This window comes from Nocardioides terrae (assembly GCF_900112345.1).
Lineage (GTDB): Bacteria > Actinomycetota > Actinomycetes > Propionibacteriales > Nocardioidaceae > Nocardioides > Nocardioides terrae.
This window is the reverse complement of the sequence record NZ_FOLB01000001.1, coordinates 128,857-144,110: the sequence shown is the minus strand read 5'-3', so window position 1 is coordinate 144,110 and position 15,254 is coordinate 128,857. Positions and strand designations below refer to the sequence as shown.

13 protein-coding genes and 1 pseudogene are annotated in these 15,254 nt (G+C 71.2%); 9 read left to right on the top strand and 5 right to left on the bottom strand.

What is annotated here, in order from left to right; all coding sequences use genetic code 11:
• Positions 1-27: 27 nt before the first annotated feature.
• Both BM236_RS00675 and BM236_RS00670 read left to right on the top strand, forming a co-directional pair.
• Positions 28-2,070: pseudogene (locus tag BM236_RS00675) on the top strand (protein meaA); the annotation flags it as partial.
• Between the two features lie 96 nt (positions 2,071-2,166).
• A complete protein-coding gene (locus BM236_RS00670) occupies positions 2,167-2,577 on the top strand; it encodes a DUF6069 family protein (protein WP_091119061.1) in 411 nt (136 codons plus the stop codon).
• Positions 2,578-2,587: 10 nt separating this feature from the next.
• On the opposite strand, the gene BM236_RS00665 is transcribed toward BM236_RS00670, so the two are convergent.
• The 3 genes from BM236_RS00665 to BM236_RS00655 are packed head-to-tail and all read right to left on the bottom strand — an operon-like array spanning position 2,588 to position 5,692.
• Positions 2,588-4,129: a tripartite tricarboxylate transporter permease gene (locus BM236_RS00665; protein ID WP_091119059.1), complete on the bottom strand. Its 1,542-nt coding sequence runs from the start codon at positions 4,127-4,129 to the stop codon at positions 2,588-2,590.
• Positions 4,122-4,694, bottom strand: coding sequence for a tripartite tricarboxylate transporter TctB family protein (locus tag BM236_RS00660; protein WP_245750049.1), 573 nt, complete (start codon positions 4,692-4,694; stop codon positions 4,122-4,124). Before BM236_RS00660 ends, BM236_RS00665 begins: the two co-directional genes overlap by 8 nt.
• Positions 4,691-5,692 carry a Bug family tripartite tricarboxylate transporter substrate binding protein gene (locus tag BM236_RS00655; RefSeq protein ID WP_091119056.1) on the bottom strand — a complete coding sequence of 334 codons (1,002 nt, stop codon included), beginning with the start codon at positions 5,690-5,692 and terminating at the stop codon, positions 4,691-4,693. The genes BM236_RS00660 and BM236_RS00655 overlap by 4 nt, the downstream gene beginning before the upstream one ends.
• Before the next feature lie 151 nt (positions 5,693-5,843).
• On the opposite strand from BM236_RS00655, the gene BM236_RS00650 reads away from it, so the two are divergent.
• Both BM236_RS00650 and BM236_RS00645 read left to right on the top strand, forming a co-directional pair.
• Positions 5,844-7,430: an ATP-binding protein gene (locus tag BM236_RS00650; RefSeq protein ID WP_091119054.1), complete on the top strand. Its 1,587-nt coding sequence runs from the start codon at positions 5,844-5,846 to the stop codon at positions 7,428-7,430.
• A gap of 8 nt (positions 7,431-7,438) precedes the next feature.
• Positions 7,439-8,119 (top strand): response regulator, encoded by a 681-nt coding sequence (locus BM236_RS00645; protein WP_245750048.1) that lies wholly within the window; start codon positions 7,439-7,441, stop codon positions 8,117-8,119.
• Positions 8,120-8,131: 12 nt separating this feature from the next.
• On the opposite strand, the gene nucS is transcribed toward BM236_RS00645, so the two are convergent.
• Entirely contained in the window at positions 8,132-8,815 is a 684-nt protein-coding gene (nucS, locus tag BM236_RS00640; RefSeq protein ID WP_175507487.1) for an endonuclease NucS, read from the bottom strand.
• 17 nt (positions 8,816-8,832) lie between these two features.
• A complete protein-coding gene (locus BM236_RS00635) occupies positions 8,833-9,660 on the bottom strand; it encodes a methyltransferase domain-containing protein (RefSeq protein ID WP_175507486.1) in 828 nt (275 codons plus the stop codon).
• 115 nt (positions 9,661-9,775) lie between these two features.
• On the opposite strand from BM236_RS00635, the gene BM236_RS19275 reads away from it, so the two are divergent.
• The 5 genes from BM236_RS19275 (at position 9,776) to BM236_RS00615 (ending at position 15,222) form a co-directional block, all read left to right on the top strand.
• Positions 9,776-10,156, top strand: coding sequence for a winged helix-turn-helix domain-containing protein (locus tag BM236_RS19275; protein WP_245750047.1), 381 nt, complete (start codon positions 9,776-9,778; stop codon positions 10,154-10,156).
• Positions 10,038-10,964, top strand: a complete 927-nt coding sequence (locus tag BM236_RS00630) for an alpha/beta fold hydrolase (RefSeq protein ID WP_245750096.1) — start codon at positions 10,038-10,040, stop codon at positions 10,962-10,964. The genes BM236_RS19275 and BM236_RS00630 overlap by 119 nt, the downstream gene beginning before the upstream one ends.
• 66 nt (positions 10,965-11,030) lie before the next feature.
• Positions 11,031-12,200, top strand: coding sequence for a 3-hydroxyacyl-CoA dehydrogenase NAD-binding domain-containing protein (locus tag BM236_RS00625; RefSeq protein WP_091119046.1), 1,170 nt, complete (start codon positions 11,031-11,033; stop codon positions 12,198-12,200).
• A gap of 242 nt (positions 12,201-12,442) precedes the next feature.
• The gene (locus tag BM236_RS00620; protein WP_091119044.1) at positions 12,443-13,669 is read left to right on the top strand and encodes an HNH endonuclease signature motif containing protein; all 1,227 of its coding nucleotides are present in this window, start codon (positions 12,443-12,445) and stop codon (positions 13,667-13,669) included.
• A 50-nt stretch (positions 13,670-13,719) separates the two neighbouring features.
• On the top strand, positions 13,720-15,222 hold the full coding sequence (locus tag BM236_RS00615; protein ID WP_091119041.1) for an MFS transporter: 1,503 nt from the start codon (positions 13,720-13,722) through the stop codon (positions 15,220-15,222).
• Positions 15,223-15,254: the final 32 nt, after the last annotated feature.

The following is a 15,254-nucleotide window of genomic DNA, read 5'->3' as shown; positions in this document are numbered from 1 at the left end:
ACCAACGCGTAACTTCAGCCCTACGCTCGGAGCATGGCTGAGAAGGACAGGGTCAAGAAAGATGGCCCCTGGGTCATGCGCACCTACGCCGGGCACTCCACCGCCGAGGCGTCGAACGCGCTCTACCGCAACAACCTCGCGAAGGGACAGACGGGGCTGAGCGTCGCCTTCGACCTGCCGACGCAGACGGGCTACGACCCCGACAGCCCGCTGGCCAGGGGCGAGGTCGGCAAGGTGGGCGTCCCCGTGCCGCACCTGGGCGAGATGCGGAAGCTCTTCGACCAGATCCCGCTCACCGGAATGAACACCTCGATGACCATCAACGCGACCGCGATGTGGCTGCTCGCTTTGTACCAGGTCGTCGCCGAGGAGCAGGCTGCGCAGAACGGGGGCGACCTCGCGCCGGAGGCGGTCGCCGCCCAGCTGGCCGGCACCACGCAGAACGACATCATCAAGGAGTACCTCTCGCGCGGGACCTACGTCTTCCCGCCGGAGCACTCGCTGCGGCTGATCAGCGACATGATCGCCTACACGGTCCACCAGATCCCCAAGTGGAACCCGATCAACATCTGCAGCTACCACCTGCAGGAGGCCGGTGCGACGCCGGTGCAGGAGATCGCCTACGCGCTGTGCACCGCGATCGCCGTGCTGGACCAGGTCAAGGCATCGGGGCAGGTCGACGAGGAGGACTTCGGCAAGGTCGTCGGCCGGATCTCCTTCTTCGTCAACGCGGGCGTGCGGTTCGTCGAGGAGATGTGCAAGATGCGCGCCTTCGTCGAGCTGTGGGACGAGATCACCCGCGAGCGCTACGGCGTCACCGACGAGAAGATGCGGCGCTTCCGCTACGGCGTCCAGGTCAACAGCCTGGGCCTGACCGAGGCGCAGCCGGAGAACAACGTCCAGCGGATCGTCCTGGAGATGCTCGCGGTCACGCTGTCGAAGAACGCGCGCGCCCGTGCGGTCCAGCTCCCGGCGTGGAACGAGGCGCTCGGCCTCCCGCGGCCGTGGGACCAGCAGTGGTCGCTGCGGCTGCAGCAGGTGCTCGCCTTCGAGTCCGACCTGCTCGAGTACGACGACCTCTTCGACGGCTCGCCCGTCGTCGGGGCGAAGGTCCGCGAGCTGGTCGAGGGCGCGAAGGCGGAGATCGACCGCGTCCAGGCCATGGGCGGCGCGATCGCGGCCGTCGAGTCCGGCTACATGAAGTCCGAGCTGGTCTCCAGCCACGCGCTGCGCCGCGCGCGGATCGAGTCCGGCGAGGAGGTCGTCGTCGGCGTCAACCGGTTCGACACCACCGAGCCGTCGCCCCTGACCGCGGACCTCGACGCCGCCATCATGGTCGCCGACCCCCGGGCGGAGGAGGCGGCCCTCGCGTCGGTGGCGGACTGGAAGGCGCAGCGCAGCGAGGCGGAGGTCGCCGAGGCGCTCGCGGCGCTCGCGGCCGCGGCCAAGACCGACGACAACCTCGTGCCGTTCACCCTGGCCGCCGCCCGGGCCGGCGCGACCACGGGGGAGTGGGCGCAGACCCTCCGCGACGTGTTCGGCGAGTTCCGGGCGCCGACCGGCGTCTCCGGCGCGGTGGGCGCCGTGTCACAGGCCGGCTCGGCCGGCTCGGAGCTCTCGGCCGTGCGCGACCGGGTCAAGGCGACCGGTGACGAGCTGGGCGGTCGGCTGCGGGTGCTCATCGGCAAGCCCGGCCTCGACGGCCACTCCAACGGCGCCGAGCAGATCGCCGTACGCGCCCGCGACGCCGGGTTCGAGGTGATCTACCAGGGCATCCGCCTCACCCCGGACCAGATCGTCTCCGCCGCCGTCGCGGAGGACGTCCACCTGGTCGGTCTGTCGATCCTGTCCGGCTCCCACATGGAGCTGGTGCCGGACGTGCTGGACGGGCTGGCGGCGGCCGGCCTCGATGACGTCCCCGTCATCGTCGGCGGGATCATCCCCGACTCGGACGCCCGTCGACTCAAGGAGCTCGGGGTGGCCGCCGTCTACACGCCGAAGGACTTCGGGCTGACCGAGATCATGGGCGGGTTCGTGGACGTGATCCGGGCGGCCAACGGGCTGTCCTGACGCCTTCCGCGAACGGGGCTGTCGGATCCGGGCTGTCCCGTTCGTGGTCCTGACAGAGAGACGCACAGGGCGTCTCGGATCCGTCAGGAGCACCTCATGTCCGTCATCACCGTTCCCCAGCAGACCTCGACCACCCGCTCGTCGGTGTGGAAGCACGGCGTGGCCGCGGCGGCCGCCGCGGCGGCCGCCACGACCACCGTCGCTGCGGTCGCCTCCTCCGCCGGGGTCTCCTTCGCCGACCGCAGCGGAGCGTCGATCCCGGTCGCGGCGTTCACCCAGCTCACGCTGATCTTCTCGCTCGTCGGCGTCGCCCTGGCCGCGGTGCTCGCCCGCAAGGCTCGCCGACCGCGCCCGACCTTCGTCCGCACGACCGTCGCGCTGACCGTCCTCTCCCTCGTCCCGGACGCGACCTTCGGGTTCGACGGGGCCTCCGCGGCCACGCTCATGTCGCTGCACGTGCTGGCTGCGGCCATCGTCATCCCGACGCTGGCACGCAGGCTCGCCTGACGGCGGCCGCTCAGCCGGTCGGCTCGAGCGGCCGGTCGGCGGCGACCCGGGCCTCCAGCGCGCGCTCGCGCCGCTTGAGCACGACCGAGCCGACCAGCATCAGCAGCAGCAGTGCGTAGACGACGACTGCGAAGGGCGACCTGACGAACGTGGTGAAGTCGCCCTGCGAGATCGTCAGCGCGGTGCGCGCCTGGTTCTCGAAGACCGGTCCCAGGATGAGCCCGACGACGAGCGGTGCGACCGGGTAGCCGTAGCGCCTCATGAAGAACCCGATGATCCCGAGCACGAGCAGCAGTAGGACGTCGTCACGGGAGAAGTGGACGGCGAACGACCCGAGCCCGGCGAAGACCAGGATGCCGGAGTAGAGGTAGGGCCGCGGGATCTGGAGCACCTTCACCCACAGGCCGACGAGCGGCAGGTTGAGCACCAGCAGCAGGAAGTTGCCGATGTAGAGGCTGGCCAGCAGCGCCCAGACGAGGTCGGGGTGGTCGTCGAAGAGCAGCGGTCCCGGGCTGATGTTGTAGCGGTTGAGCGCGACGAGCATCATCGCGGCGGTCGCCGAGGTCGGGATACCGAGCGTGAGCAGCGGGACCAGCACACCGGCCGCAGAGGCGTTGTTGGCCGCCTCCGGGCCGGCGACGCCCTCGATGGCGCCGTGGCCGAACTCCGCCTTCGCGGTGCCCTTCGCCAGCCGTTGCTCGGTGGCATAGGAGAGGAAGGTCGGGATCTCCGCACCACCGGCGGGGATCGTACCGAACGGGAAGCCGATGATGGTCCCGCGCAGCCAAGGCCGCCAGGACCGCCGGAAGTCGTCCTTGGTCATCCAGGTCCGCCAGCCCTCGGGCACGGGGATGACCTCCTGCGGGCCGCGCCGCATCAGGGCGCCGACGTACAGCGCCTCGCCGACGGCGAACAGCGCGACCGCCACGACCACGACGTCGACGCCGTCGGTGAGCACCGGCAGGCCGAAGGTGAAGCGCATCTGCCCGGAGAGGTCGTCGACGCCCATCAGGCCGATGAACATGCCGACGGCGAGCGCCGAGAGCCCGCGCGAGACCGAGCTGCCCAGCAGGGCGCCGACCGTCATGAAGGCGAGCACCATGAGCGAGACCTTCTCGACCGCGCCCATCTTCACGGCCAGGTCGGCCGAGATGGGGGCGAGGAAGGTCAGCAGAGCGGTCGCGATCGTGCCGGCCACGAAGGATCCGATCGCGGCGGTCGCCAGCGCTGCCGCGCCCTTGCCCCGCTTCGCCATCTTGTTGCCCTCGAGGGCGGTGATCATCGAGGAGGACTCGCCGGGGGTGTTGAGCAGGATCGAGGTCGTCGAGCCGCCGTACATCCCGCCGTAGTAGATCCCGGCGAACGTGATCAGCGCCGCGGTCGGGTTCAACGAGTAGGTGATCGGCAGCAGGAGCGCCACGGTCATGGCCGGGCCGATGCCCGGCAGGACCCCGACGGCGGTGCCGAGGAGGACACCGAGGAAGGCGAAGGCGAGGTACTGCGGGTGCGCGGCGGTCGCGAACCCGTCCATCAGGTAGCCGAGGTTATCCACCGAGGATCGACACTCCTTCGAAGATCGGGCCGGGCGGCAGCGAGACGTCGAGGACACCGGCGAAGATCGCCTGGACGAGCAGGGCGAGGGCGATGCCGATCACGACGGCCCGCCAGACCGGTCGGGCTCCGAGCACGATGGCGGCGCCGCCGAAGAGGACGGCGGCGGCGACCGGCCAGCCGAGCGGGTCGATCAGGAACGCGTGCACGGCGACGCACACGGCGAGCAGGCCGGCCGTCAGCCAGTCGGTCCCGCCGGCGAGGTCGACGTCCTCGCCACCTTCGGCCTCACCGCGACGCCCGCGGAGGATCTGGACGAGCGTGGTGCCGCCGGTGACCACGAGCAGGGCGCCGACGAGGTAGGGCATCGTGCGCGGGCCGACCGCACCGGCGGCGGTGGTCGGCTCGACGATGCTGCCGGCCCGGACGAGGGCGTAGACGCCGAGGGCGAGGACGCCGCCGGCCATGGCCAGCTCCCCGGCGGGGAGCCGGCCAGGACGCGCGTCGTCGGGCCGGTCGCCGGGTTGGTCGCCCGGCTGGCCGTGGAGATGGGCGGGAGTGCTCACTGGACCAGACCGATGTCCTTGAGCGTGCCCTGGACCTTCGTGACCTCGGAGTCGAGGAAGGAGGAGTACTCGTCACCGGTCTTGAAGGCGTCGGCCCAGTCGTTGTCCGTCAGGACCTTCTTCCAGGCCGCGGAGTCGTGGACCTTGGTCACCATGTCGATGAGGGCCTGCTTCTTGGCGTCGTCGATCTTGCCGGGCGCGACGACACCGCGCCAGTTCGTCAGCACCAGGTCGATGCCCGACGCCTTCAGCGTGGGCGCGTCGGGCAGCAGGGCGGCCGGCTCCTCGCCGGAGACGGCGAGGGCGCGTAGCTTGCCGGCCTTCACCTGCTCGGCGTACTCGCCGACACCGGAGATGCCGGCGCTGACCTTGCCGCCGAGAAGCGCGGCGAGGGACTCGCCACCGCCCGAGAACGGGACGTAGTTGAGGCTCTTGGCGATCTCCTCCGGGGCGATGCCGGCGGTCTTGAGGAGCATGCCCGCGAGGATCTGGTCGGTGCCGCCCGCGGAGCCGCCCGCGATCGACACCTTCTGGCCGTTCGCCTTGATGTCGTCGACGAGGTCCTGCACGGTCTGGTAGGGCGAGTCGGCCGGCACCACGATGACCTCCTGCTCCTCGGTGAGCTCGGCGATGGGCGTCGTGTCGTCGAGCTTCGTCGTCGCGTGGTTGGTCTCGATCGCACCGGCCATCACCAGGCCCATCACCAGGAGCGTGTTGGGGTCGCGCTCGTTGGCGAGCTTGGCCAGGCCGACGGTGCCGCCCGCGCCCGGCACGTTGACCACCGAGGCGCTCTTGAGGGCCTTCGCGTCCTGCGCGGCGGCCTGGAAGGCGCGGCCGGTCTGGTCCCAACCGCCGCCGGCGTCGGCCGGCACGACGATGTTGAGCTTGTCGACCGCTGCGTCGGACGCCGACGAGCCACCGCTGTCGCCGCAGGCGGCGAGCGAGGCGCTGAGCGTGAGGGCGGCGGCCACGGCGGCGACCCGGAACGTGCGAGACATGGTCTTCTCCTTCTGGGGTGACGGACGTCACCCGATGCCGTCGGAACGTAGGAGTCGCTGCGGGGACCGCGGAACCATGTGGAGGTATTGGTCGTATTGGTCATTTCGGTCACGCACGGCCGGCGCCACGACGTCGGGCACAATCGGGGCCATGCGCCGTCGGATCTCCCTGCGCGTGCAGCTCCTCCTGCTGCAGGTCGTGATCGTCCTGACGGCGGTCGCCGCGGTGGGCGTGGCCGCCACGCTGATCCAGGCGCGGCAGATCAGAGCGTCCTACGAGCAGCAGATGGTCGGCGTCGCCGAGAGCGTCGCGCGGCTGCCGTCGGTCAAGCAGGCCTTCGCCCACCCGAAACCGTCCGACGAGATCCAGCCCATCGCCGAGCTGATCCGCAAGGCATCCGGCGTCACCTACGTGGTGGTCACCGACAGCAAGGGCATCCGCTACTCCCACCCCGACCCGGAGCGGATCGGCAAGATGGTCTCGACCGACCCGTCCGTCCCACTCTCCGGCAGGACGTACGTCGGCACGCAGACCGGCACGCTGGGGGAGTCGTGGCGGGTGAAGGTGCCGGTGTTCGGCGACGACGGTGCGGTGATCGGCTCGGTCTCCGTCGGGATCCTCGAGTCCCAGCTGCGTGCCGACCTGCTGGCCCAGCTGCCGCGCCTGGTGCCCTGGGTCGTGGGCGCCGCGCTGCTCGGCCTGCTCGGCGCCTACTGGGTCTCGCGGCTGGTCTGGCGGCGGATCCACCGGCTCGAGCCGGAGGAGATCGCCGCCCTGCTGGAGACCCGGGACGCCATGCTGCACAGCATCGGCGAGGGCTTCGTCGCCGTCGACGACCACGGCCGCCTGGCGCTGGTCAACGACGAGGCGGTCCGCCTGCTCGGCGTACCTCCGGGCAGCGAGGGGCGACCGGCGGCCGAGGTGCTCGACGCAGGCATCCTGGAGGTCCTCGCCGCGGCGCCGGGCGAGAGTCGTCTGGTGCTCGTGGGCGAGCGGATCCTGGTCGCCCAGCGCAGCGACGCCATCGTCGACGGCGCGCGCGTCGGCACTGTGCTCATCTGCCGCGACCGCACCGAGCTGCACACGGTGCTGCGCGACCTCGACGGCGTGCGCGACCTCACCTCGGCGCTGCGGGCGCAGGCGCACGAGTTCGCCAACGTCATGCACACCGTCTCCGGGCTGATCGAGCTCGGTCACCCCGGCGAGGCGGTCGACTTCATCTCGCGCTCGGGTTACGGAGGCGCTCTCACGGACAACACGCTGGTGCCGGGCGTCACCGACCCGGCCGTGACCGCGCTGCTGATGGCGAAGCGGTCCACCGCCCGCGAGTGCGGCGTCGCGCTGGTCGTCGACCCGGGGTCCGTCTGCGGCGCCGACGGCTCCTCCGACGTCGTCACGGTGCTCGGGAACCTGATCGACAACGCCGTCGCGGCCGCGGGGCTGGGCGGCACGGTCTCGGTCGCGCTGCGCGCGGGTGCTGAGGCCGACGGGCCGGTGACCACGATCGTCGTGGAGGACGACGGGCCCGGGGTCGCCGAGTCGGACCGCGAACGCATCTTCACCTCCGGCTATACGACGTCCGACGGCGCCGCGCGGGGGATCGGGCTGGCGCTGGTCGACCGCATCGCACGCCGGCGCGGTGGCCGGGTCAGCGTCGGCTCGGCCGCCTCGGGCGGGGCGCGCTTCGAGGTCCGCCTGCCCGCTCCGCTCCTCGAGGGCTCGGGCGGCGTGCGGTGAGGCCGCGCGTGCTCGTGGTCGACGACGACTTCTCGGTCGCGATGCTGCACCGCCGGTTCGTCGAGGAGCACGGCGGCTTCGAGGTCGTCGGCGTGGCGCACTCCGGGGAGGACGCGCTGCACCTGGTCGCGACCGCGGCGCCGGACCTGGTGCTGCTCGACGTCTTCCTGCCCGACCTGTCCGGGATCGAGGTGCTGCGCCAGATCCGGGCGATGGAGGGCGCCGCCCACGTCGACGTCATCGCGATCACCGCCGCCCGTGAGCTCGAGACGGTCCGCGCCGCCATGGCCGGCGGGGTCCTGCACTACCTCGTCAAGCCGTTCACCGTGGCGACGCTGCACGAGCGGCTCGGTGACTACCTGCGCCACCATGCCGAGGTACGTCGGGCCTCGGCCGCCACGCTCGACCAGGACGCCGTCGACCGGCTGCTGGCCCAACCCCGCACCTCCGGTCCGCTGCCGAAGGGTCTCTCCCGGCACACCCTCGACCTCGTCGCCGGCGCACTGGACGGGATCCAGGGCGATGCCTCGGCGGCCGAGGTCGCCGGGCTGGTCGGCGTCTCCCGGGTCAGCGCCCGGCGCTACCTGGAGCACCTCGTCGCCCGCGGCCAGGCCGACGTGGTGCCGCGCTACGGCGGCGCCGGGAGGCCGGAGAACCGCTACCGGTCGCGGAGCGGGCCGTCGTACTGAAGGCCCCCGAGCCTAGAAGAGCCGGTGCTCGGAGTCGTCGATGCCGCGCAGGGCGTCGTAGTCGACGACGGCGCAGGTGATGCCGCGATCCGTCGCGAGCACGCGGGCCTGCGGCTTGATCTCCTGGGCGGCGAAGACGCCCTGCACCGGGCCGTTGGCGGTCAGCAGTGGGTCGCGGTTGAGCAGCTCGAGGTAGCGGGTCAGCTGCTCCACGCCGTCGATCTCACCGCGCCGCTTGATCTCGACGGCGACGGCGACCCCGGCCGCGTCGCGGCACATCAGGTCGACCGGGCCGATCGCGGTGGGGAACTCGCGGCGAACGAGCCGGAGGCCGGGCGCGACCATCTCAGGGTTGTCGGCGAGCAGCTCCTGGAGGTGCTTCTCGACGCCGTCCTTCTGCAGACCGGGGTCGACGCCGAGTTCGTGGGAGGTGTCGTGGTGGATCTCCTCGATGGTGATGCGGAGCGTGTCGGCGGTCTTCGACGTCACCGTCCACTCCACCCGGCCGTCGTCGGCCTCCCCCTCGCGCAGCGTGCACGGCGGCGACATCCAGTTCAGCGGCTTGTAGGAGCCGCCGTCGGAGTGCACCAGCACGGACCCGTCGGCCTTGATCATGAGCACTCGGGTGGCCATCGGCAGGTGGGCGGTCAGCCGCCCGGCGTAGTCCACCTGGCAGGTCGCGACGACGAGTCTCACGAGCGAGGAATCTACCCTCAGGCCACCCGGCCCCATGCGCCGACCAGGGTCGGGATGCGCAGGATGCCCTCGACCGAGGCGAGCGCGTCGAAGAGCCGCTGCTCCAGGGTCTCGATGCCGATCTCCTGCTCGGTCGCCAGGCCGGAGGAGACGATCACCGGAAGCATCGAGCGCACCGTCTCGGCGCCGAGCCGTGCGCCGCGTCGGTCCTCGTGACCGAAGTAGGCCTGGAGGCCGAGCGCGATCGGCTCGTCGAGGCCCGCGCGCAGCAGGACGTCGTGGAGTCGCGCGCCGAGCACCGGGTCGCGCCCGACGTGCCGGAACGCCCCGGTGAGCCACCGGCCGATCTGCGTGACGAGGGGGTGCGGCGGCAGCGACGCGATCGCCTCCATCTCGTACTCCATCATCAGCAGCACGCCGCCGGGTCGCAGCAGCTCGGCGGCGCTGCGTACGACGTCAGCCGGATCGTCGACGTAGAGCAGGATCAGGCGACCGACCACCGCGTCGAAGCCGTCGCCCACGTCGAGGCTGCGCACGTCCCCGACCACGAACTCGACGTCGCCGATCCCCTCGCGCCGGGCCCGGTCGCGGGCGAACGCCACGGCGGTCTCCGAGCTGTCCACGCCGAGGACCGAGCCGCTCGGGCCCACCCGGCCGGCGAGCAGGAACGCGACGTCGCCGGCGCCGCTGCCGAGGTCGAGGACGCGCATGCCGGGCGCGATCCCGCTGAGGGTGAAGAAGGCGCCCGTCGCCCCGGCGAGCATCCGGGCCTGGGCGTGGAGCCGGGCGAGCTCGGTGTCGCTGTGCCCGAGGACGTATCTGGTGGTCGGTGGTGTCGTGGTCATGTCCGCGAGGGTCCGCCCCACCGCGTCCCGGCGCTTGGCGGGATCGTCGAGACGGCGTGGAGATTTCGTTCGACCGGAGCGGCTCCGCGGTGGATCATCGAAGCCGAGGGACGCCATGACGACCGTCTACCGCTTCGCCGACTGCGAGCTCGACCTGGACCAGTTCGAGCTGCGCCGCGACGGCTGCGTGGTCCATGTCGAGCCGCAGGTCATCGAGGTGCTGTCCTACCTGATCAGCCATCCGCAGCGTCTCGTCACCCGCGAGGAGCTGCTCGACGCGGTCTGGGGCGACCGGTTCGTCAGCGCCTCCGCGCTCGCCAGCCGGCTGATGCAGGCCCGCAAGGCGGTGGGGGGACACCGGCGACCGACAGCAGGTGATCGCGACGGTGCACGGCCGCGGCTACCGGTTCGTCGCTCCGGTCGAGGCGGGGCACCGGCCGACGCCGGCGTACGACAACACCGCGCGACCGCAGGTGCGCTACTGCATGGCCGGTGACGGAACCGCCGTCGCCTACGCCGTCGCCGGCGAGGGGCCGCCGCTCGTCCAGGCGGCGCACTGGCTGACCCACCTCGAGCACGACTGGGACAGCCCGATCTGGGGGCACTGGCTGCACGAGCTCTCGCGGGGCCGGCGACTGGTGCGCTACGACGAGCGGGGCTGCGGACTCTCCGACTGGGACGTCCCCGACTTCGGGCTCGACGCGTGGGTCGACGACCTCGAGCTGGTCGTGGAGGCGTCCGGCACGGAGCCGCCGTTCCCGGTGCTCGGCCTCTCCCAGGGCGGCGCCGTCGCCATCGCCTACGCCGTCCGCCACCCCGAGCGCGTGTCGCGACTGGTCCTCGTCGGCGCGTACGCCGCCGGCCGACTGGTGCGCGCCGAGACGCCGGAGGCGCGGGCCGAGGCGCTGCTCGACCTCGAGGTCGGCAGGGTCGCCTGGCGGCACGAGGACGACAGCTACCGCCAAGTCTTCGCCAGCCAGTTCCTGCCCGACGCCAGCCGCGAGCTGTGGGACGCGTTCAACCGGCTGCAGCGCACGACCACGTCCACGGACAACGTCGTGCGCTTCCTCGACGTCTTCGCCCGCATCGACGTGCGCGACCTGCTCGAGGAGGTGCGCTGCCCGACGCTCGTCGTGCACTCGCGCGACGACCTCCGAGTGCCCGGCACCCAGGCGCGCGAGCTGGCCGCGCGGATCCCGGACGCCCGTCTCCTCCTGCTGGCGAGCCGCAACCACATCCTCACGGCCGACGAGCCGGCCTGGTCCACGTTCCTCGCCGAGGCGACCGCCTTCCTGGACGGCTGAGCACGAGGGTGACCTCGGTCACGATGGGGTTACCGGTCGGTAGCAACCGGTGCCACACTGCCGCACATGACCGCTCCGGAGCAGCAGATCTTCGAGACTCTCATCTACCCGTACCTCAACCACGCGGTCCGGATGTGCGAGGCCGGCTACGCCACCGCCGTCGACATCGACAACGGGATGCGGTTCGGCTGCGGTTATCCGAAGGGCCCGCTGACCGTCCTGGACGAGATCGGCCCGGCCGTCGTACGCGACGCGCTGGCTGCCCGCTTCGCCGACACGGGCGACCACCTGCACCGGCCCGCCGACCTGCTCGTGAAGGTCGCGGACGAGGGCGGCAGGTTCACCGCCGGCACCGACGACGCGGTGGCCGAGCCGCGACTGCGCCACGACATCGCGCGGGTGGGCGTGGTCGGCACGGGAACGATGGCCAGCGGCATCGCTCAGGTCTTCGCGCAGGGTGGCTACGACGTGGTGTTCGTCGGTCGCTCCGAGGACAAGCTGGCGTGCGTCACCGGCTACGTCGCGAAGAACCTCGACCGCGCCGTCGAGCGGGGCAAGACGACTCCCGAGGAGAAGGAGGCCGTCCTCGGCCGGCTCACCGGCGCCACGTCGCGCGAGGCGCTCGCCGACGTCGACCTGGTCGTGGAGGCGATCGCCGAGGACCTCGACGTCAAGCTCGAGCTGTTCGCCGACCTCGACCGCATCGTCAAGCCGGGCGCCATCCTCGCGACCACCACCTCGAGCCTGCCGATCACCCGGCTGGCTGCGGCCACGCAGCGCCCCGGCGACGTGGTGGGCCTGCACTTCTTCAACCCCGCGCCGGTCATGAAGCTGGTCGAGGTGATCAGCACCGAGCAGACCTCGCCCGAGGTCGCCGAGACGGCGATCGCCCTGTCGAGGAAGGTCGGCAAGGTCCCGGTGTCCGCCGGCGACCGGGCGGGCTTCATCGTCAACGCCCTGCTCTTCCCCTACCTCAACGATGCGGTGAAGCTCGCGGAGAACGGTGAGGAGCTCGCCGTCATCGACACGGCGGTCAAGGACACCGCCGGGTTCCCGATGGGACCCTTCGAGCTGCTCGACGTCGTCGGCAACGACGTCTCGCTGGCGATCCAGGAGGAGCTCCACCGCGAGTTCGACGAGCCCGGCCTGGCACCTGCCAAGACCCTCGTCGCCAAGGTGGAGGCGGGCGAGCTCGGCCGGAAGACCAAGAAGGGCTTCCACGACTACTCGGCCTAGTGGTCCGAGTTGCGCGCATGTGCCAGCGCCGGCCCAGGCAGAGCGTGACCGCTGATGACGCCCACCAGTCACAGATGCCACTCGTGTCCCGCAGCGGGCCAGTTCTGGTGCACAGATCTCAGTGGTGCCGGTGGACGGAAGTTCGGCCTGACCTGGGGAAATGATGTCATCGGGCTTTCCTTCGGTGCTCGAACAGGTGTACGATAAGGGTGTTACACCAGCCCTCTCGGAAGCCGCTCGACATGTCCGCTCCTCACACTCCCGCACATCCTGTGCTCGGTGCTCTCGACTCGGTGTCGAGCGCGCTCAAGGACGTGTCGAGCGTGAGCCCGGTGTTCATGGAGTCCTCCGCCCGCGAGGTGGCGATGCGCGGCGTCGTCGCGGCCAGGGCGCAGCTCGACGAGCTGGAGCTGCGGCTGATCGCCTGCTCGGCCGATGTGGCCCAGACCGACGCCGGTCGTGACGTGGCGGCCTGGCAGGTCGCGCACAACCGGCGCGACCGGAAGGCGGCGCGTGCCGACCAGCGCCTGGCCGAGGCACTCGATCGGCGCTACGAGGTGCTTCGCGCCGGCCTGGCCGACGGCACGGTGCATGTCGACCAGGCCCACGTCATCGCCCGTGCGCTGGATGACCTGCCCGCCGAGGTCGCGATCGAGACCCGCGCCAAGGCCGAGACCGTGCTGGTCGGGCTGGCTGCCCAGCACACTCCCTCGGAGCTGCGCCGGCTGGGCAAGCGGATCCTCCAGGCCCTCGACCTCGACGACGCCGAGGCCGCCCTGGCCCGCCGCCTCGAGGCCGAAGAAGCCTCAGCCTTCAAGAAGACCAGCCTCAGCCTCCGGCCCGACGGTGACGGCACCACCCGGATCACCGCCGTGCTGCCCGATGCGGTCGCGCACCGGCTCCAGACCTATCTCGACGCCTTCACCTCCCCCCGGCGCAGTGAGCGGCGGGGCGAGGGGACCTACCCGCAGATCCTCGGCCAGGCGTTCTGCTCGCTGCTGGAGCGCCTCGACCCCGCGATCCTCCCGCAGCACGGGGGGCGGGCCACCACCGTGCTGGTCACCATCAGCCTTGAGTCGCTCCGCAACGACCTCGGCGTCGGGGAGGTCGTCGGTGGCGAGGCACTCTCGGCCACCGAGATCCGACGGCTGGCCTGCACCGCCGGCATCGCCCCGGTCGTGCTCGGCGGCAAGGGCGAGGTCCTCGACCTCGGACGTGAACGGCGCCTGTTCAGCAACGCCCAGAACAAGGCCATCGCCTTCCGCGACAAGACCTGCCGCGCCGAAGGCTGCGACATGCCCGCCTCGATGTGCGAGACCCACCACTGGCGGGAGTGGAGCAAGGGCGGCCGCACCGACCTCAATGACGGCGTCAGCCTCTGCAGCCACCACCACCATCGCGTCCACGACCCCCGCTACACCGCCGACCGGCTCGCCAACGGCGACGTGCGATTCGCCCGACGCAGATAGAGGCAGGACCCGTGCGCTAGACGAGAGTCACTTCTGGTTACCGGCGCTCCATGAGCGTCGAGACCGGTCGGATCACCACCGACATCCCGGCCCGGCTGGACCGGTTGCCGTGGGCACGCTGGCACTGGCTCGTGGTGATCGGGCTAGGCACCGTCTGGATCCTCGACGGGCTCGAGGTCACGATCGTCGGGTCGATGTCCGACGCCCTCAAGCCCCATGACACCGGTCTGGGCATGAGCAGCTTCGACGTCGGCTTCGCCGGGTCGGCGTACGTCGCCGGTGCCTGCCTGGGGGCGCTGTTCTTCGGACACCTCACCGACCGGTTCGGCCGGAAGAAGCTCTTCCTGGTGACGCTGGGCGTCTACGCGGTGGCGACCGTGCTCACCGCCTTCTCGCCCAACCCCGCGTGGTACTTCGCCGCCCGGTTCCTCACCGGGACCGGCATCGGGGGCGAGTACGCCGCCATCAACTCCGCGATCGACGAGCTGATCCCTGCGCCCTACCGCGGGCGGGTGGACGTCGCCATCAACGGCTCGTTCTGGGTGGGGGCCGCGGGCGGCTCGCTGCTCACCATCCCGCTGCTCGACCCCAACGTCGTCGACGCCTCGTGGGGCTGGCGGCTCGCCTTCGGCCTCGGCGCCGTCCTCGCCGTCGGCATCCTCATCGTGCGCCGCCACGTTCCCGAGAGTCCCCGCTGGCTCTTCATCCACGGGCGCGGCGACGAGGCGGAGGAGATCGTCAGCGACATCGAGCGCACCGTCGAGGAGGAGTCCGGCAAGCAGCTGGACGACGTGGACGACACGATCACGATCCGCCAGCGCCGCACGATCGGCTTCCTGATGATCGCCCGCACGGTCACCACGCTCTACCCCAAGCGGACGATCCTCTGCCTCTCGCTCTTCATCGGGCAGGCGTTCCTCTACAACGCCTTCTTCTTCACCTACGGCGACACCCTCTCGACGTTCCTCGGCGTGAAGCAGACCGGGTGGTACCTCGCGGTCTTCGCCGCCAGCAACTTCGTCGGCGCGCTGCTGCTCAGCCCGCTGTTCGACCGGCTCGGCCGGGTCAAGATGATCTCGGGGACCTACATCCTCTCCGGCGTGCTGCTGGCCGGCGCCGGCATCTTCCTCGGCGACTTCAGCGCCGTGACCCTCACCCTGATGGGGTCGATCATCTTCTTCTTCGCCTCCGCCGGAGCGAGCGCGGCCTACCTCACCGCCAGCGAGGTCTTCCCGATGGAGACCCGGGCACTGTGCATCGCGTTCTTCTACGCGGTCGGCACCGCGGCCGGCGGCATCAGCGGCCCGCTGTTCTTCGGCTGGCTGATCGACCGGGCCTCGGCCGACAAGGACATCACCGCCATCGCGATCGGCTACTTCGTCGGCGCCGCGCTCATGGTCGCCGGTGGCATCGTCGAGGCCTTCCTGGGCGTCAAGGCGGAGGGCAAGTCGCTGGAGAGCATCGCCCAGCCGCTCACTGCGGAGGACAAGGATCAGGGCGAGGACGACGGACCGGGCAAGCGTCCGCTCAGCCCCGCCCCGACGCCCGCCTGACGCCCTCACTCGGAGCTCGGGCTTGGGGCGGC

Coding starts and splice junctions, on each gene's coding strand:
- BM236_RS00670 (WP_091119061.1), top strand. CDS start 2,167: ATGTCCGTCATCACCGTTCCCCAGCAGACCTCGACCACCCGCTCGTCG.
- BM236_RS00655 (WP_091119056.1), bottom strand. CDS start 5,692: ATGTCTCGCACGTTCCGGGTCGCCGCCGTGGCCGCCGCCCTCACGCTC.
- BM236_RS00650 (WP_091119054.1), top strand. CDS start 5,844: ATGCGCCGTCGGATCTCCCTGCGCGTGCAGCTCCTCCTGCTGCAGGTC.
- BM236_RS00635 (WP_175507486.1), bottom strand. CDS start 9,660: ATGACCACGACACCACCGACCACCAGATACGTCCTCGGGCACAGCGAC.
- BM236_RS19275 (WP_245750047.1), top strand. CDS start 9,776: ATGACGACCGTCTACCGCTTCGCCGACTGCGAGCTCGACCTGGACCAG.
- BM236_RS00625 (WP_091119046.1), top strand. CDS start 11,031: ATGACCGCTCCGGAGCAGCAGATCTTCGAGACTCTCATCTACCCGTAC.
- BM236_RS00620 (WP_091119044.1), top strand. CDS start 12,443: ATGTCCGCTCCTCACACTCCCGCACATCCTGTGCTCGGTGCTCTCGAC.
- BM236_RS00615 (WP_091119041.1), top strand. CDS start 13,720: ATGAGCGTCGAGACCGGTCGGATCACCACCGACATCCCGGCCCGGCTG.